Below are 17413 nucleotides of genomic sequence, written 5' to 3' on the forward strand. Positions count from 1 at the left end.
CGTGGGATTCGGGGGAATGTAACGATGGATTTGGTTTCAGGAACGAAGGTTTCTAAACCACAACGAAATCATTTCTTATTTTTCATTTGAGAGGCGCCACTTCTTTAAATATTTCGGAAGCATACAGCCGGGTTTATTATATTTACTACAAATTATAACTATGAACCTGCTGGAGGTTGCTCATCTGAAAAAATACTTTGCTACCCAGAAGGCTGTTGATGACATCAGTCTTACTATTGAGAAAGGACAGATCTTCGGTTTGCTGGGCCCTAACGGCGCAGGAAAGACCACCCTGATCCGGATGATCACCGGTATTTTTTACCCTGACGCCGGCACCATTTTCCTGGACGGAAAAGTCTTTGACCCGGTAAGTGATATTGGGAAAATCGGCTATATGCCCGAAGAGCGGGGCCTGTATAAAAAGATGAAGATCGGGGAACAAGCCTTATACCTGGCCCGGCTGAAAGGATTGAGTAAACACGAGGCCGTTGAAAGCTTAAAAAACTGGTTTGAAAAATTTGAAATGGATTCCTGGTGGAACAAAAAAGTAGAAGACCTCTCAAAAGGAATGCAGCAAAAATTACAGTTCGTTATTACCGTTTTGCATAAACCCAAGCTCATTATCCTGGACGAACCCTTTAGCGGCCTGGACCCGGTGAACGCCAATTTGATCAAAGACGAAATTTTCAATCTGGCGCAAAACGGCTCCACCATTATTTTCAGCACGCACCGCATGGAGCAGGTTGAGGAAATTTGCGATCATATTGTCTTAGTAAATAAAGGGCAGAAAATTCTTGATGGAACGGTACAGGGTATAAAACAGGAGTTTAAAGAACAGCTATATAGAATAACCTTTACCGTACCAGGTGCGGTTGTGGAGGAAAACAATTTATTCTCCGTTGAGCAGGCAGATAGCACCGGCCTCATTATCCAGAAACAACCGGAGGTAAGCAACAACCAGGTCTTATCTTTTCTTTTAAGCAAGGGCTACCCAATCGATTCCTTTAATGAAATACTACCCAGCCTGAATGATATTTTTATACGCAAAGTGGAAGGAACGCCGCTGGCACGCAGGTTTCAGGCGATTCAAAATTAAAACGGCACCAACTACAGCAATGATCCATTGAGACGATCGTTCTGCTTCATTTATAAAGACTCCAACAACAATGAACAAGATCTTATTAATCATACAACGGGAATATTTAAGCAGGGTACGTAAAAAAAGTTTTATAATAACTACTTTGCTCCTGCCCCTGGCTTACTTAGGATTGATCTTTGGCACTTCCTATATTTCTGAAAAAGCGGGTGCCAATCTGAAAATTGCTATTATTGATTCCTCCGGAAGCTTTACCCAGCAGCGTATTGATAAGGCCAACAAAGATTATCCCGGCAGTACCCTAACGCTGGTAAAAGATGCCCCGGCTGATCTTGGAAAAGATTTTGACACCAAAGGATACGACGGCTATGTGGTGATCCCCGCCAACACTATGGTCTCCAATGCCCCGGACAATCTTATCATTAAGTCTAAAAAAACACTGGGAACCGTTGCTGAGGTACAGGCAAAATTAAATACCATCTGGAATGGCATCAAATATGAGCGCCTTGGCATCGATACCCTGAAACAAAATGTGCTCAATGAAAGTAAATTAAACGTAAAGGCGGAGAACACCGTTAATAAAACAACAGATGCATCGCTGGCCTACGGCATCGGGTTTGCCTGCGGTTTGCTGATCTATTTTATTGTGCTGTTATATGGAACACAGGTAATGATGGGCGTTATGGAAGAAAAAACCAATCGCATTGCTGAAATTATGGTATCCTCCGTAAAACCATTCCAGATGATGATCGGTAAAATCATAGGCATCGCGTTGGTGGCGCTGACGCAATTCGTTTTATGGATCCTGTTTATTACCCTTATTTACAATGTATCAAAAGCAGGCATGGGCGATAAAAATGCTGTGGCCGGCGTTATCGGCGACATTCAGAAAATATTTACCAGTGTGGACGTGCCTTTGATCCTTTTCCTTTTTGTCTTTTATTTTTTGGGAGGCTTTTTCTTTTACGCATCCATCTATGCCGCGGTGGGCAGTACGGTAAATGAGGACATGCGCGAAGCACAGTCGCTCAGCTTTCCCATAACTATGATCATCGTATTTTCCTTTTTCCTTATGACCACTGCCGCAAAGGATCCCGCCAGCCCTGTTGCCGTTTGGGGCAGCATTATTCCTTTTTCTTCCCCGCTGGTGATGATGGCGCGCATCCCCTATGGTATGCCCGGAACAGTGCCTTATTGGCAACTGGCGCTCAGCATGGCCCTTTTGGTGGCCTCCTTTCTTTTCCTGTCCTGGTTTGCAGGCAAGATCTACCGTACCGGAATTTTAATGTACGGCAAAAAACCAACCTGGAAGGAAATGATCCGGTGGGCTTTTAGGAAGTAAGTTTACAAGCTGAAAAGGTAACAAGGGGTGATTGAAAGAAGCTCCCTTTCAACTGGCAAACCTGTCAACCATTCAACTTATCCCCTGCTTTTTCTGACAGCTCGCCGTTGCCCAATATCCTTTTACCGACTTCCTGTTTATTTTTGGCTGCTTTAATGATTAGATTTGTTCTATGAAAGTGAAAGCATTCTTTAAAAACTACAACGAGGCGCTCCTCTGGACGGGGGCGCTGGTTGCGCTGTTTTTTATGAATGTTGACCATAACGCGGTATCGCTATGTCCTTTGAAAGCGCTGGGTGTACACTGGTGCCCCGGCTGCGGCATCGGTCATTCGATCCATTACACCCTGCACTTGAATTTTGCAGCCGCCTGGAAGGCGCATATCCTGGGGATACCCGCCACCATCGTGCTGATATACCAGATAATAAAATCTTTACATTTTACCAATAAAAACTATAACAATGGATCAGCAACACGTATTGCGTATTATACCGGATATTGAATATGACGAACTGGTAACGGTACTGCATATTACAAAAGACATGAATGAACAACAGCAGCAACAATTCCTGATTACTTACCAGCGCAAAAGAAAAAGCCGCAATGAAATGCTGCTTTTGACCCTGATCGGATTTGTGGGCGTTGCCGGCATCCAGCGACTGGTGATCGGCGATATCGCCCTGGGCATCGTTTATTTACTCACCGGCGGCCTTTGCCTGGTAGGAACCATTATTGATCTTATAAAGGTTAATTCGCTTACACAGGAGTACAACCAGAAGCAGGCTTTGGAAACTGCCGGGCTGATCGCTGCTATTTACAATATGCCCAACCAGCGCTCTTAGTGCTTATCTCCATTCAAATGCAGCACCGGTAAAGAAATTTCTTTTTGGCGCTGCGTTATAATACCGGCCCGCCGCGGCATTAATATCATTACCCAGACTATAGGTTTCATTTAGCAGGTTATCCGCACCGGCATAAAGGGTAACATTTATTTTATTCCATTTTTTCCGGTACCCGATCTTTGCGCCCAACAGGTGATAGGCATTTGCCTGCGCTGCGTTGGCATCAGTCAAAAAAACCGGTGAGGCGCCATAATAGTTCGCGTCAATATAAAGCCCCATTCGCGCAGCCACGGCTACCCGAGCATTTAGTGTGCTGGCCGGCACGCCGGGTATACGGTTGCCCGAATAAGTGATCGTATCTTTTATAAAATTGCCATACCTGAAATGATTATAGGTGTAGTTGACGCTTGCATTCAGATAGTCAAAAAAACTATTAAAACGAAAGGCCCGGAAATAATTGCCGTAACCCTCAACACCGCGCTCCTTAACCGCACCTGCATTCGTAAAATAATCAGCTCCCGAAGCATCACGCCGTTGGGTGATTGCGTCCGTAAGATCAAAATAAAAACCCGTCAGTTCAAAATGCAGGCTCGAGCTATTAAAATTAAAATGCTTTCTTCCCGTCAACTCATAATTCCAGCCGTGCTCCGCTTTCAGGTCCTTGTTAAGGATCGTTGTAGAAGGAAGAATTTCCGCAACAGCGGGCGGTGAAAACCCCCTGGATACCGTAGCTAATACATCGGTAGACCCAAGCTTACGCAGCACCGTGAAGCGCGGCGCCAGTTCATTATTATAATGAAATACCTGTTCCGTAACGGGGTAGGCATTCATTCGCGTAAAGGCCAGTTTGCTCTTATTATAACTCACACCAGCAGTATACACCCAATGATCCCGCAGGGAAACCGATGCCTGAGTAAATATACTATAGGTCCCGATATTGACGTCATCATCCGTTTGCAGGGTGTCCGGCCGGCCCTGGTTATTGCCAGAAACGCGGATCGTGGAATAGCCTTGTTGCGCCTCAATACCCGTATTCCACTGCAACGTATTATTACCGCTCCATTTTTTATTATATACAAAAACGCTACGGCCCCCGAATTGCGGTTCATTACGGTTCTCGTAATTTCTTATCGCGCTGTTCTTAACCTGCGCAAAAGAAGAGTAGAGCGTTGTAGCGTTGCTCCAGGCTTCGCCAAAATGCTGTGTGTGTGTAATACCGGCAGTAATTGTCTTTTGCCAGATGGCAGCATTAACCGCTGCGGCAGAAGGAAAGGCTCCCGCTGCCGGGCGCGCCGCCGCCGGGTTCGCATTGAATTCCTTCAGCGTAAGTGCCCCCGGAGTTTGGTAGTAAAGATCAGAGAAAAGAAGCAGCGCGGAAAGCTCCTGATCCTTCCATTTAATATTGGTATGCCAGCTCAGGTTGTTACGTTGCATAGCCGATTGCGCCCGGTAACCATCTGACTGGTTATGCGCATAAGTGATCGTATTAGTAAGATTCTCTTTTTGCCAGGTAGCCTCTGCAAAAATACTTTGGGTATGATAAGAACCCGCAGCATATTCTACATTAATACCGCTCTTGCTGTTGCGGGGCGGTTCCAGCAAAATCAATCCTCCCGTTCCGGCCCCGTACATACTTGAAGCAGGTCCTTTAAAAACAGTGATCGATTTAAAATTATTATAGGCCAGTTGGTTAAAATAAGTATTGCCCCCCGGGTCGGTAAGCGGGATGTCGCCCCAATACACTTTCACATTGCGTACTCCAAAAGGAGCGCGGAGGGAACTGCCCCTTATATTAATACGATAACTGCCGGGCGAACGCTCCTCCATCCGCACCCCGGAAATGGTATTTAAAGCCGTTACCAGCGAGAGTTTATTGGCCGGAACATCCGAAGCCAGGTTGCGAACAATAGCGGTGGCTCTGTTCTCGTTCTGGCCAAAAGCATGAACCGTTATGGCTTCAATTGTTTTTACAGAATCAGTATCCTGCCCGTAAATAAATCCGGAATAAAGAATACAAAACAAAAAAATGAAATAGCGCATGCCATAAAAATGCAACTTTTTCCTGTAGCTACAGCATAAAATATGGTTCTTGCTTTAATTTTGCGATACAGCAGCTAAATTTAAACAACCCATGAAAAGAGCTTTGCTTTTTTTTGCAGTATTCGCTTTTATTATTCATAGTTGTAAAAACAATGATACAAAAAAAGGCGAACCTACTGCCGCCGAAGCAGATTCAGTCAATTATTACGCGCAATACACAGGTACCATCGGCAATATACCCGTAACCCTGAACCTGGTAAAGTTCGGGGAAGGCTACTCCATCAACTATGTAGCTGCGGACAAGGGAAGTATTGTGGAACTCCGTTACCAAAAGGATTCGTTGTTAAAAAACGACAGTCTTTTTTTTACGGCGCCCGGCGATTTAAGAAGGGGCCTGTACGGACCGGAAAACGAAATCCACTTCCATTTGTTATTAAACGCTGCAACCATTACGGGCAGCCGGATCAGCGGCGACAAGAAAACCAACCTTCCGGTTTTACTGAAACGCGACAACCATTCTATCGATTTTGGTCCCCTGGTCTATATTGATTCCCTAAGATCCGATGGCTTTAAAAAAGATACTCCGACAGCGCATGTTTCGCTGGTGGTATTGCACCCCTCCGGCGCAGCATCCGGCGGAAACTGGTTTAACAGCGTTATAAAAAAAGAGGTATTGGAGGAATTGGTGACCGATTCCGCTACTACATTGCAAAACAGTATTGTTCATTACGGAAAGAATTTCCTCCAGGATTTTAACGACGATATTGACACGTTGAAAGCCTCCAACTCCGGTAACGATCCTGTTCCCTACTCCCTGATGCACTATAACCAACAGGTGCATTCCAATTTGGTGCATAACAATAATGGCTATGCGGTAATGAGTGTCAGTAAGTATATGTATACCGGTGGCGCTCATGGAATGTTTACACAGCGGTTTCTTTGCTTTGATATACCACAAAAGAAAGCATTGCGGCTTTCGGATGTGTTGGTGATGGATTCCACACAGCTCGAATCCATTTTGGAAAAACAACTGCGGGAGCAATATAATATTCCTGCAGACAAGCCCCTGACGGAACTTCTTTTTGACAACCGGATTGCGCTGACCCAAAATTTCTACTTCACATCCAAAGGCATCGGCTTTTTATACCAGCCTTATGAAATTGCCGCTTATGCCGTTGGCCCGATAAATATCTGGCTTCCGTATACCGGGCTAAAGCCCTACCTGACGCCTGGATTTATACAAAGAATGGGCATTTAAACACTGTAGGTTGTAAGAAATTTCTCACAGATGCCGCAGATTTGCTCAGATCTTTGAAAACCTTCTGTGAGAATCCGTGGAATCTGTGAGTTGAATTATAACGCTAACTTCATCAGGTGCATTGACAAATAATATATACAACCCTTTAACAAGATCCTATTTCATTTGATTGTATCTTAGCCTCAATGGCAAAACTGCTTACCGCCCTCTGCTTTCTGTTTTTTTCGCTGGCCCTGTTGGCACAACCGGGCTATCATCACATGAGCGATTATATATCCATAAAAAAGAAGAATGGAAGAACCATCCAAAATTACTTACCCGGTATGTCCATCAATTTTGTTACAACGGACAACATAGCGTACGAAGGCCCGATCGCACAGATAAAAAACGACAGCATTTTCGTTCAGTTCTTTCAGATCGTGAAACAACCTACTATTTGGGGCAACTACCTCGTGGATACCGTAAAGACCTATACGGTACCCTTTTATTACAGGGATATAAAAAATATCATCGCCAACCGTACGATAAAACGGCGGGGATATCTGAATACACTGGGGTTCATGCTTAAAATAGGAGGCGCCGGATATGCAGTGATCAACACGGTAAACAGTTTGCGGACGCATGAGGCCCCTTTTGCGGGTAGCAATGGTAGGAATTTGCTCATCGCTACAGGTGCTTTTGGCCTGGGGTATTACATGAGCCAGCGTTTCAAATCCATTAACCGCATCTCAAAAAAGAACCGGATTGTTTATGTCAATATGCAATAGCTACCTGTTTTCAATCTTATTAAAAAGATCTCCTGGTCGCAGGCGGATTCCAAACGTGTAAGGAGTCATATCCAGCCCTCTTTTGTACATGCCTTTAAACGCATATGATCCATAAAAAGTAACCACCCCCAATGTCAGATCCCCTACATAAGAAAGTTTCCAGGGCTTTAACCCAAAAGCGTCTTTCGCTTTTTGTTTTCCTTCATCCGAAGTAATGGTTTTATTACGGGAGGCGTACAGATAGCCGATACTCACACCAGCGCTCAATTCAAAAGGATAGATCCGGTCCGGGGTAAAATTAAAATTAAGCATTAGCGGAACCGTAACATAATCAGCCGCCAATTTGTCTTTCTTATAAATTCTTTCAGGAGGAACCGATTGGGCCCTGGCATCTATTGAAACCACCGGCGGATCTTGTGTAGCCGGCGGATTCGGATCATAGCGAACCGGCTGTGTATAAAAATAGTTATTCAATTCCAGCCCCACCCCGTATTGCAGGTTCAGCACATGATGCACCAGGCTATAGCGTTGCGTTACCACCCACAGGTTAATGTTCCTGGATTTAAATCCTTTTGTTTCGAACCACTGATTATTACTTCCCGGAGCATAGGCCTGTGCGGCTACCCCGGGGTAGTCGGTGCGGTCAACAAAGCTCGACATACCGATATCCACCATTCCCCATTCGGTAGTAATCTTTTTCAGTGTTCTTCTGGAATTGATATTTTTAAAAAAGCCTTTCTTCGGTTCATTTTTTGGGGGCCGGTTGTCCCTTATAACCGTTATGCCATTGATCACCAAAGTATCAGGCCTGGTATCCTGCCCTTCAACAAACAATGGGGCAATCATACCCATCAGTAATAAGAAGCGTATCTTTTTCATCATTCCTGACAACAATTTCATTAACAATCCTACGCTTAATAAAGATAAGAAAGTGCCCGGTCATATCCTCATAATCCCAATCTTATGCCAACGGTATAGGGTGTTACCTCCAGTCCGCGCTTAAACATGCTCTTTATTGCATAAGAGCCATAGAGGCTCAGATAGCCCAGGTTCAGCTCTCCCACATAGGATAATTTCCAGGGATTTAAATCAAAATTGTCTTTTGCTTTTTGTTTACCATTATCCGAAGTAATCGTTTTGTTGCGGGAGGCATACAGGTATCCTGCGCTTACCCCAAAGCTAAACCCAAACTCACGGCTTGCTTTTATTTTGACCGTTTTATTACCAACCTCCGCTATTTTCCGGTTTTTAGAAGGGAAGGCTACGTTCAGCATTAACGGAACGGTGAGATAATCTGCGGCCAGTTTATTTTTACTGTAATTCCGGTTTGGCTCATTATCCATGTAAACAACTGCAGGATCGGGAACATTGGTGGCAGGATCCGGGTTGAACCGCACCGGGTTCTTAAACCGGTAGTTGTTCAATTCCAGCCCCAGGGCATATTTCAAATTTAAAGTATGCTGCACCAGGTTTATTTTCTGGGTCACTATCCAGATGTTCACATTTATTGACTTGCCGAAGCGCAGATCGAACCAATTGGCATTTGCGCCCGGGGCATAAGCCTGGGCGGCCGCGCCGGTATAATTGGTATTGTCAGCAAAATTGGCAAAGCCCAGGTCGATACCCAACCAACTGGTTGCAACATTTCGTTTTTTTGATGCCTTTACCCAGGCCTGCCCGTTTTCCGTAACAATTACGGAGTCTTTATTTTTCTCTGTGATCACTTTTACCGTTATTTCGCTGGTATCTACCGGGCTTTTCTCTTTTCTACCCTGCGCCTGCGACCATAGGGGCGCCATTAAAGCAATCAGTATTAGTATGTTTCTTCCTGTCTTCATTTTCTTTGTTTTACATTAAACGCAAATCCGGCAACGGTCACCTGGTCAGCTCCTTCATCAAAAGAATCGGCTACCTTATCCTCAATGCGTTTTATTAGTTTCTTAAATAATGATCTTTTTTCTTTTACGGAGGGTTCCTGTGCTACAGCGACCTTCACCAAACCCGCTTCCGCCGGGTTATTTGTATTCCCTTCCGGCTGTACAGATCTTGTTCCAACCTCCGGTGTCGACGCAACAGCGGGAACATCAGCGGGAAGGCGTTCCTGATGGACCTGCCCTGGCGCTGGTGCTATAGGTGGTGTTGCCCGCTTCGTCCGCAATGCCCCCGGCGCCTGTTGTTCATTAGCTCCCAGGGAGTTTTTTTTAACCGGCTTTTGTTTCAAAGCCACCGTCTCTTGTACCGGTGCTGTTTCGATAGCCGCTCCGGGAGAGGCCTGGGGCAATGCAGCAACCCGGTTATCAATATCCGGGGTGTTTATGCCGGTTTTCCCAGGGTACAGACCAGCAAGGTCTGTAGTGCTCATCGCCTGTTCTTTTCGTTGATGTAAAAGTCCATATCCGGCAACCAGGAGTAGTATTGCTGCTGCTGCAGCGATCTTCCAGTTATAGAATCGTACCACTTTTGCCCGCTTATATAAAGCGTTTTTGTCGGGAAAGACCAGGGTCGTATCCGGAGTTGCAATCGTCTTCCGGAAGAGATCCATCCGTTGCTGAATGGCTGGCGTGGGATGCTGAAGCGCCGTTCTTATATGATCCTCCACGGGCGCCCCGTCCAGGTATAACAAGATCGCTTCGTCTGATATGAAAGATTGCTTCTGCAATAGCCCTCCTTTATTTGGAAAGACGATTGCAGCATCGGGTTTGATTCTTGTTTGCAACAACAAGTCAAGTTCTGGTTTTAAGTCGGGGTATTGCGTCACAAAAAGTTCTACCGATTTTCGCTCGCCGGAGTCCAATTCATCGTCAACATACAAAAGAAAGTAATCTTCATAATTGCTATGGTTAATTATTTCTTTCATTCGAGGATTTTTGTTTTATACCGGTCATAAAGACCCAATTAGATAATATTTTCGATTGTTACCAGGTATTCTTTCAGCTGTAACCGCGCCCGGTGCAGGTACACTTTCACCTGGCTGGCAGAAAGCCCTGTAATGTTCCCGATCTCTTCATAGCTGTACCCTTCATAATCTTTCAGCAATACCAGCGATCTCTTTATTTCATCCAGCCGCTCCAATGCACGATCCAGCACTTCTTTCAGGTTCCGGTTTTTTTGCTCGGTTCCCTTTTCGTAACTATTCATTGATGCTTCGTAGGTTACTCTGCGCTGCTTCCGGATATGATCGATCATTTTCCTGTAGGCAATAGTAAATAACAATGCTTTGGCGGTTGCTTCCTGAACAGTGGTGCGTTGTTCCCACAGCGCCTGGAAAGCAGACTGCACCACATCTTCGGCATTGGCCGTATGTTTCAGGTTCTTTAAAATGAACCTGTACACATTGTCAGCATACCTGTTTACACATTCGTTGTATTCCTTTTCCGTCATAAATCGGTTAGTGACCGGTCCAAAGCCATCCTTCAGTAAACTGCTTTTTAACCGGTTTATAAGTAGTACGTGGTCGCCGGCTAAAAGTTACAGTTTTTTAAAAGTATTTTTCAGCCGGTAAGGCGTGGAGGCGGCAAGTCGATGGTCGAAAAAAAATCTGTGAAAATCTGCAGGGGCCTTCTTCAACAGCTCACTGGTTATCGCAACACCATCTGGCGGTCAGCATCCAGACGGATCAAAATAAACAGTAATATGGTAAAGGTCAGCAATGAAGTTCCCCCATAACTGATAAAAGGCAACGGGATTCCTATTACCGGGGCCAACCCGATAGTCATGGCCACATTTACCGCCATGTGAAAAAACAGCACGGAAGCCACCCCATAAGCATAGCACCGGCTAAAAGTGCTGCGCTGCCGTTCCGCTACGATTACAATGCGGAAAAGCAGCAACAAATATAATCCCAGCAGGGCAACAGCGCCGGCAAAACCGAAGCCTTCCCCAATAGTATCAAAAATAAAATCGGTTCGTTGCTCGGGAACGAAACCGTAGCGCGTTTGCGTACCGCTCAGCAAGCCTTTGCCAGTGAGCCCGCCGCTTCCAATAGCGATCTTCGATTGTTTTACATTATAATCTGCCGTATTGCTTTGTTTGCCCGTTTTGGCATTCACTTCTCCCATATTTCCCTTCAGGTATTCCTGCGGGATCTCCCTGCCGATGGTACTGAAAATCCGCTCTACCTGATGTTTTTCCAGCACATGGGTAAAGGCAAAGGGCACCCCAAACCGTTGTATACCCACACAAACCACCCATATGAGGATGATTTTTACCAGTAATCCGCGATCCTTTTTTATTTGCCTGCGGCTGAAAAAAATCACGGCGGCAGTAATCAGCGTTAGTATAATGGCGAGTATATTTTTATCCATAAGCAAGGTAGCCACCACCAGTGCAGCGGCGGCAAAACCAATAACCAGGATAATACCCGGCAACCCTTCCCGGTACATAACTAAAAAGAACGAAAAAAACACCAGGGCCAGCCCGGTTTCATTTTGCATAATAGTGAGGCCCGCAGGCAATAACACGATGGCTGTGGCAATAAGTTGGGAGCGCATTTTGGTAAAATCCAGTTCCGGGTCCGAAAGATATTTTGCCAGGGCCAGCGCAACCGTTACTTTACAGAACTCGGCCGGCTGAAAATTAAACCCACCAAAGCGGATGATAGACTCCGTTCCTTTTACGGAGGAGTGAAACGGAAACACCAGCAATAACAACAGGATTCCGCCGGCATACCATAAATTGGCCGTAGCTGGAAAAAATTTGCTATCCGTCAAAAGAATAAACAACCCAAGGATCAGTGATACAACGGCAAAATAAAATTGTTTGCTGTAATCGGTTTTAAAGCCGATAAAGCTCTGCAAAACCGGGTCCCCCTCTGTATAAGTCACACCAAAGATCGCCATCAGGCCAATGGTAACTAGCAGGAAGTATACGATAAGCAAAATATAATCGATCCCCTTTGATATTTCAGCCTTTTTCTGACTCATATAAATGCACCTGTGATTGTAGCCGGTCTGTGATACTTTTTATCTTCTGTTATGAAAACGATAAGGTTCGAGGCTTGTTTGGGCTTCTTACCCTGGCTTTTATTATTGTTGTTTGTTGCAGAATCCTTCTTTGGTTCTACAACTCTGGGAATGCCTTTTCTTAAATATTTGCGCAAATTGGTGCTGTCGTTTCTCAGTTTTGCCCAATATTCGGCCCGGGTAGAATCGGCTATATATTGAAGCCGGGTATAATAAGAAGGCATCAGGTTGGTTTTTGAAATCCGCTCGAGGTCTGCTTTGCTGGTATTGGTCAGGCTATCTAACAAATATTTTTCCAGCAGTATGCGTGCAATGGGTCCTGCCCATGTAGCCCCAAATCCCGCATTTTCCACCGCCACGGCCACTGCAATTTTCGGGTTTTCTTTTGGAGCAAAACATACAAACATGGAATTATCTTTCAGCTTTACTTTTCGTCCGTCGATCACCCGGGCGTTTTCCGCAGTACCGGTTTTTGCGCAAACGTTGATGCCCGGGATCATAGCCACGCGGGCCGTTCCTTCGGTTACCACATCCTGCATTCCGTTAATTACTGCATCATAAGCTTCGTCTGAAATATGCGTCAGGGGTTCGTGTTTCTTCCGGTACTTTGCCAGGATAGGGGCGTCGGAAGCCCGTTCCCCTTCAATGCTGTCCACAAAATGAGGAGTATAATAATAGCCCCTGTTGGCAATGATACAGGCGGCATTTGCCAATTGTAACGGGGTTACCAGCATTTTATCCTGCCCGATGCCCAGAGTAAGGTTGGTACAGGAAGACCAGGAGCCGCGGTATTCTTTATCATAAGCAGCAACGGTAGGTATATTTCCTTTATCCTCACTGGGCAGATCAACACCCAGACGTACGCCCAGCCCCAGTTTATTCATATATTCCTGCCATTTTTCAAATCCTTTTTTAACATTCCCGATGCTGGGGTTATCCACCGTAAGCCGGTAGGTATTTACAAAAAAGGAGTTACAGGAATGTGCAATGGCCAATCGCAGGTTGGCGGCGTGGCCCGCCCAGGATTCCAGGCAACCCACACGCCTTCCGCAGGCATAGTAGCCGCCCCGGCAGGGATAGCCGGATGCCGGAGTAATAACGCCTTCATCCAATCCTACTAATCCGCCCAGCGGTTTAAAAGTGGACCCCGGGGGATACATCCCTTTGATGCCCCGGTTTAATAAAGGCGCCGTTACATTTAACACCATGCTTGCGTAGTTGGCATTTTTTGACGGCCCTGTAAGATCATTCGGATTAAACACGGGGCCGGATGCCATAGCAAGGATACCGCCGGTTTTGGGATCGATGGCTACTACCGAACCGACCTTATTAGCCAGCAGTTTTTCGGCCAGCACCTGCAGATCCACATCCAGATAGGTTTTCAGCCCCCTGCCGGCCACCGCCGTGGTATCAAATTCCCCGTTTTCATAATGCCCCACCAGCCGGTTCTTATTATCCTTGATCATGTATTGTACCCCCCGCTGGCCCATCAGTATTTTTTCATAACTGTACTCCAGTCCGTTCTTACCCACATAATCACCCATCTTATAAAAGTTGCCGGAATGCTCAATATCTTTGGCATCCACTTCACTGATATAACCGAGAAAATGCGCTCCCACATTATACGGATAGGTACGTATGGGGCGCTGCTGCAACACAAACCCAGGAAAACGCCAACTGTTCTCTTCAAAACGGGCCTGCATCTCCGGCGTTAGCAGTGAATGGAATATAGACGGGCGCACCCGGGAATTTTTGACGATCGCATTTACGATCCGGCTCCGGAACTCCGCTGTATCGATCCCCAGCAGACTACAGAAGGACGTTGTATCAAAATTCTTTTTGATTTCTGCGGGGGTCACCATCAGATCAAACATAATGGTGTTATTAAGAATGGGCCTTCCCTTCCGGTCATAAATGATCCCCCTTTCGGGGTATACAATTTTCTGAAAGATGGCATTATTCTTTGCCAGCTCCAGATATTTATTGCTGACCAACTGCAAATTGGCCAGTTGGGCGATTATTATTATAAATACAGCTAAAAAAATTATCCGTATTATATAACTTCTCGACTTGTTGAACACCGACATGCTTAATTTCCGGGGGCTTTTTAAGAAAAACCAAAAATAATATAAAACTTTAAAGCAGCTAACTAATTTATCGCTAAAAGCGATATAATAATTACTTCGAGACGTTCAATCTTGAAAAGCCGGATTTTGATTACCGGATGCTTGATACCAGATGCTGGTCGCTGGATCCTAAATGTCAAAATTGAATCATCAAATCTGGTGTTAAGTCAGGTATATAATGTCTGATGCCACGAAGACACGAAGGCTCCAAGAATAATAACTTAGTGGCTTAGTGCCTTTGTGGCCTAATAAAGTGTGCTTGACATAGCACTAGCATCGAAAATCCAGAATCATGTATCCAGAATCGGGCAGCTCCCTCCTACGCCGTATTCGTACGGTAGCGCTGTTTCCGGTAAAAGAGCAGTTCCGTAATAAGGATCAGCAACATACTTACTGCTGTGGATATAATGGTTTTGAGGAGAAAATGAATAAAAGACCCAAAGGACATCCATTCCAGGAACAACAGGTAGCAATTATGAGCAAATGAAAGAATCAGCGCATAGAGGCTGTAGGCCGTCCATCCCATCGACTTGGGCGAAGGTTCTTCGTAAGTATATTCATCTGCGTCTTTAGGAGCGAACAGGTAAATAACCAATGGCCGTAGGTAAGCTACTAATACGCAGGCCGCAGCGTGCAAACCGGGGGTCATGGTAAAATAATCAACCGTCATCCCCAATAAAAATCCTAATAACAGCAACCAACCTCTCCTGATAGAAAAAGGCAGCCATAAAATAAACAGGAAGTAAAGGTAGGGCACCACCAATTCATGCAAATGCGGCATTATATTCAATACATATACCTGCACAAAAACAAATAAGGCAAACCGGATGATATTTTTTACTAAGTCACTCACTTATTTTCAGGTTTTGCTTCTATTTTTTTACTGGTGGCTTCCGACAAATGTTGCTGCTCCGCATAGTTCATATTCTCTACAACAAAGACCTGTTGCAGGCTTCCGAAATTGGCCGTCGGTTTTACTTTCAGGATAAAGAAATTGGTGGCTTCATCTTTTGTTACCCTTGAAACGGTACCCACCATTTTTCCCGGCGGAAAACTCAACGAATAATTACCGGTAAGGATCGTATCGCCCACATGAACGGAATCTGTTTTTGGAATGCCGTTCAGCGTAAGCTCCGAAGGGCTTTTTCCGTCCCAGGAAATGATGCCGGGGTTTCCCGTTTTCTTCAGTTGCACACTGAGTTTGAACATTACATGCAACATCGTCATTACTTCGCTGAAATTTTTACCGGTATTCACCACTTTACCCACCAACCCGCCGTTGGAGCTGAAAACGCCCATGTCATCATTAATACCGGAATTGCTGCCCCTGTTGATCTGCAAATAATTCTTATCGCCGTTAACGGTGGCATATAATACCTGCGCCGTTCTCCAGGTGTACAGTCTGGCTTTACCTGTAGTGTCTACCGATGCCGTATCATGCACCAATATGGCGTTATTTTCTATCGATACAAAGTTTTGTTTAAGCAGCCCCATCAACGAATCGTTCATCTGGTGCACGCGCTGATTCTCTGCCTGCATGCGAAAGAAATCTTCCAGGGCATTATATTTTGCATTAAAATAGCTGGTGACCTTCCCTGCTGCATTCAATCCTTTGACCCGGTGTATGCGATTGTAGGTGAACAGGTTGTATAGGCATATTCCCTGCAAAACGAGAAAGCCTATAAAAACTGAGAACCGCCTGATGAACAAAAAAATATTACGCACCGGGTGTTAAAATTTGTTGCTTGCTCCGCAGAAGCGAAACAATGGGTTTGATTGATTAACGCATTACAAAAGGATAGCGATCATAATTCTTCAGTGCTATCCCCGTGCCTCTTACAACACTTTTCAACGGATCATCCGCAATATGAACCGGTAATTTTATTTTCTGGCTAAGCCTTTTATCAAGCCCCCGCAGCAATGCGCCACCACCTGTGAGATACAAACCCCTGCGATAAATATCGCCCGCCAGTTCCGGAGGTGTTTGTTCCAGGGCCTTTAAGATCGCCTCTTCTATTTTAAAAATGCTTTTGTCCAGCGCTTCAGCAATCTCCTGGTAGCTTACCATAATTTGTTTGGGAATACCGGTAACCAGGTCGCGACCATTAACCGGGATATCGTCCGGCGGATTTTCAAGGTCTTTCATTGCCGCTCCTACCTGTATCTTTATCTGTTCTGCTGTACGCTCACCAATCAATAAACTGTGGTACCGGCGCAATGCTTCCATAATATCGGCTGTAAATTCATCGCCCGCAATGCGGATACTTTGGTCACAAACAATACCGGCCAATGCAATCACTGTAATTCCGGTGGTGCCCCCGCCAATATCGATGATCATATTCCCCACAGGCTCTTCCACATCAATACCGATACCCAAGGCTGCCGCCATCGGCTCATGAATCAGGTATACTTCCTTCGCTCCTGCCTGCTCGGCGCTATCTCTTACCGCTCTTTTTTCTACCTCGGTAATTGAGGAAGGAATGCAGATCATCATCCGCCAACTAGGGGGAAACAGGGGCTTTTTAGGATACACGAGTTTGATCAACTCCCTGATCATCAGTTCCGCAGCATTAAAATCGGCAATAACGCCATCCTTTAATGGCCGAACGGTGCGAATACTTTCATGGGTTTTTTCGTGCATCATTAAGGCACGTTTCCCTACAGCAAGCACTTCTTTTGGATTGTTACGATTCAACGCAACGATACTGGGCTCATTTACAGCCACTTCATCGTTATGTATTATTAGGGTATTCGCAGTACCCAGATCCATTGCTATCTCTTGCGTAAACCAGTTAAAAAGTCCCATTCTTTAGTAAATAAATTTCTTGTGTTTTCGTGAGGAGCAAAGGTGAAGTAAATAATTCAAATTAACAAAGTAAAACATAAGTATATAAAGGATTTTTGAACAGGTTCACGGCGGCGGCCATTAACCGGAACAACATGCCGGAGCGAAGGGCTTTAAAATCAATCACAAACCGGAT

16 protein-coding genes are annotated in these 17413 nt (G+C 45.2%); 6 read left to right on the top strand and 10 right to left on the bottom strand.

The window, feature by feature from the left end:
• The first annotated feature begins 160 nt into the window (after positions 1-160).
• The 4 genes from NIASO_RS11245 (at position 161) to NIASO_RS11260 (ending at position 3280) form a co-directional block, all read left to right on the top strand.
• The gene (locus NIASO_RS11245) at positions 161-1096 is read left to right on the top strand and encodes an ABC transporter ATP-binding protein (protein ID WP_008585880.1); all 936 of its coding nucleotides are present in this window, start codon (positions 161-163) and stop codon (positions 1094-1096) included.
• Positions 1097-1166: 70 nt separating this feature from the next.
• Positions 1167-2438 carry an ABC transporter permease gene (locus NIASO_RS11250; protein ID WP_008585882.1) on the top strand — a complete coding sequence of 424 codons (1272 nt, stop codon included), beginning with the start codon at positions 1167-1169 and terminating at the stop codon, positions 2436-2438.
• A gap of 172 nt (positions 2439-2610) precedes the next feature.
• Complete coding sequence (locus tag NIASO_RS11255) at positions 2611-2940, top strand: DUF2752 domain-containing protein (protein ID WP_008585885.1); 330 nt, start codon at positions 2611-2613, stop codon at positions 2938-2940.
• Positions 2900-3280, top strand: a complete 381-nt coding sequence (locus NIASO_RS11260; protein ID WP_008585887.1) for a TM2 domain-containing protein — start codon at positions 2900-2902, stop codon at positions 3278-3280. Before NIASO_RS11255 ends, NIASO_RS11260 begins: the two co-directional genes overlap by 41 nt.
• Before the next feature lie 3 nt (positions 3281-3283).
• On the opposite strand, the gene NIASO_RS11265 is transcribed toward NIASO_RS11260, so the two are convergent.
• Positions 3284-5320: a TonB-dependent receptor gene (locus NIASO_RS11265; RefSeq protein ID WP_008585888.1), complete on the bottom strand. Its 2037-nt coding sequence runs from the start codon at positions 5318-5320 to the stop codon at positions 3284-3286.
• 91 nt (positions 5321-5411) lie between these two features.
• On the opposite strand from NIASO_RS11265, the gene NIASO_RS19700 reads away from it, so the two are divergent.
• Positions 5412-6578 (top strand): DUF3298 and DUF4163 domain-containing protein, encoded by a 1167-nt coding sequence (locus NIASO_RS19700; RefSeq protein WP_008585889.1) that lies wholly within the window; start codon positions 5412-5414, stop codon positions 6576-6578.
• 185 nt (positions 6579-6763) lie between these two features.
• Positions 6764-7345 carry a hypothetical protein gene (locus tag NIASO_RS11275; RefSeq protein ID WP_008585890.1) on the top strand — a complete coding sequence of 194 codons (582 nt, stop codon included), beginning with the start codon at positions 6764-6766 and terminating at the stop codon, positions 7343-7345.
• Here NIASO_RS11275 and NIASO_RS11280 read toward each other — a convergent pair whose 3' ends face one another.
• The 9 genes from NIASO_RS11280 to NIASO_RS11320 form a co-directional block, all read right to left on the bottom strand.
• Complete coding sequence (locus tag NIASO_RS11280; protein ID WP_245605174.1) at positions 7346-8227, bottom strand: outer membrane beta-barrel protein; 882 nt, start codon at positions 8225-8227, stop codon at positions 7346-7348.
• Positions 8228-8292: 65 nt separating this feature from the next.
• Positions 8293-9183 (bottom strand): porin family protein, encoded by an 891-nt coding sequence (locus NIASO_RS11285; protein ID WP_008585892.1) that lies wholly within the window; start codon positions 9181-9183, stop codon positions 8293-8295.
• Positions 9180-10202 carry a hypothetical protein gene (locus NIASO_RS11290; protein ID WP_008585893.1) on the bottom strand — a complete coding sequence of 341 codons (1023 nt, stop codon included), beginning with the start codon at positions 10200-10202 and terminating at the stop codon, positions 9180-9182. Before NIASO_RS11290 ends, NIASO_RS11285 begins: the two co-directional genes overlap by 4 nt.
• Positions 10203-10240: 38 nt before the next feature.
• Positions 10241-10726 carry an RNA polymerase sigma factor gene (locus tag NIASO_RS11295; RefSeq protein ID WP_008585894.1) on the bottom strand — a complete coding sequence of 162 codons (486 nt, stop codon included), beginning with the start codon at positions 10724-10726 and terminating at the stop codon, positions 10241-10243.
• Positions 10727-10923: 197 nt separating this feature from the next.
• Positions 10924-12267, bottom strand: coding sequence for a rod shape-determining protein RodA (rodA, locus tag NIASO_RS11300; RefSeq protein ID WP_008585895.1), 1344 nt, complete (start codon positions 12265-12267; stop codon positions 10924-10926).
• Positions 12264-14393, bottom strand: a complete 2130-nt coding sequence (gene mrdA / locus NIASO_RS11305) for a penicillin-binding protein 2 (RefSeq protein ID WP_008585896.1) — start codon at positions 14391-14393, stop codon at positions 12264-12266. The genes rodA and mrdA overlap by 4 nt, the downstream gene beginning before the upstream one ends.
• Positions 14394-14751: 358 nt before the next feature.
• Positions 14752-15285 (bottom strand): hypothetical protein, encoded by a 534-nt coding sequence (locus tag NIASO_RS11310; protein WP_008585897.1) that lies wholly within the window; start codon positions 15283-15285, stop codon positions 14752-14754.
• Entirely contained in the window at positions 15282-16100 is an 819-nt protein-coding gene (gene mreC, locus NIASO_RS11315) for a rod shape-determining protein MreC (RefSeq protein WP_245605175.1), read from the bottom strand. The genes NIASO_RS11310 and mreC overlap by 4 nt, the downstream gene beginning before the upstream one ends.
• 112 nt (positions 16101-16212) lie before the next feature.
• Complete coding sequence (locus NIASO_RS11320; RefSeq protein ID WP_008585900.1) at positions 16213-17238, bottom strand: rod shape-determining protein; 1026 nt, start codon at positions 17236-17238, stop codon at positions 16213-16215.
• Between the last annotated feature and the right edge of the window lie 175 nt (positions 17239-17413).

Origin of the sequence: Niabella soli DSM 19437 (genome assembly GCF_000243115.2) — a bacterium.
GTDB lineage: Bacteria > Bacteroidota > Bacteroidia > Chitinophagales > Chitinophagaceae > Niabella > Niabella soli.

Excerpts from the sequence above, each read along its gene's own strand:
- NIASO_RS11290 (WP_008585893.1), bottom strand. The coding sequence starts at position 10,202 with ATGAAAGAAATAATTAACCATAGCAATTATGAAGATTACTTTCTTTTG.
- NIASO_RS11260 (WP_008585887.1), top strand. The coding sequence starts at position 2,900 with ATGGATCAGCAACACGTATTGCGTATTATACCGGATATTGAATATGAC.
- NIASO_RS11280 (WP_245605174.1), bottom strand. The coding sequence starts at position 8,227 with ATGATGAAAAAGATACGCTTCTTATTACTGATGGGTATGATTGCCCCA.
- NIASO_RS19700 (WP_008585889.1), top strand. The coding sequence starts at position 5,412 with ATGAAAAGAGCTTTGCTTTTTTTTGCAGTATTCGCTTTTATTATTCAT.
- rodA (WP_008585895.1), bottom strand. The coding sequence starts at position 12,267 with ATGAGTCAGAAAAAGGCTGAAATATCAAAGGGGATCGATTATATTTTG.
- NIASO_RS11275 (WP_008585890.1), top strand. The coding sequence starts at position 6,764 with ATGGCAAAACTGCTTACCGCCCTCTGCTTTCTGTTTTTTTCGCTGGCC.
- NIASO_RS11285 (WP_008585892.1), bottom strand. The coding sequence starts at position 9,183 with ATGAAGACAGGAAGAAACATACTAATACTGATTGCTTTAATGGCGCCC.
- mrdA (WP_008585896.1), bottom strand. The coding sequence starts at position 14,393 with ATGTCGGTGTTCAACAAGTCGAGAAGTTATATAATACGGATAATTTTT.
- NIASO_RS11250 (WP_008585882.1), top strand. The coding sequence starts at position 1,167 with ATGAACAAGATCTTATTAATCATACAACGGGAATATTTAAGCAGGGTA.
- NIASO_RS11320 (WP_008585900.1), bottom strand. The coding sequence starts at position 17,238 with ATGGGACTTTTTAACTGGTTTACGCAAGAGATAGCAATGGATCTGGGT.
- NIASO_RS11265 (WP_008585888.1), bottom strand. The coding sequence starts at position 5,320 with ATGCGCTATTTCATTTTTTTGTTTTGTATTCTTTATTCCGGATTTATT.
- NIASO_RS11255 (WP_008585885.1), top strand. The coding sequence starts at position 2,611 with ATGAAAGTGAAAGCATTCTTTAAAAACTACAACGAGGCGCTCCTCTGG.
- NIASO_RS11245 (WP_008585880.1), top strand. The coding sequence starts at position 161 with ATGAACCTGCTGGAGGTTGCTCATCTGAAAAAATACTTTGCTACCCAG.
- NIASO_RS11295 (WP_008585894.1), bottom strand. The coding sequence starts at position 10,726 with ATGACGGAAAAGGAATACAACGAATGTGTAAACAGGTATGCTGACAAT.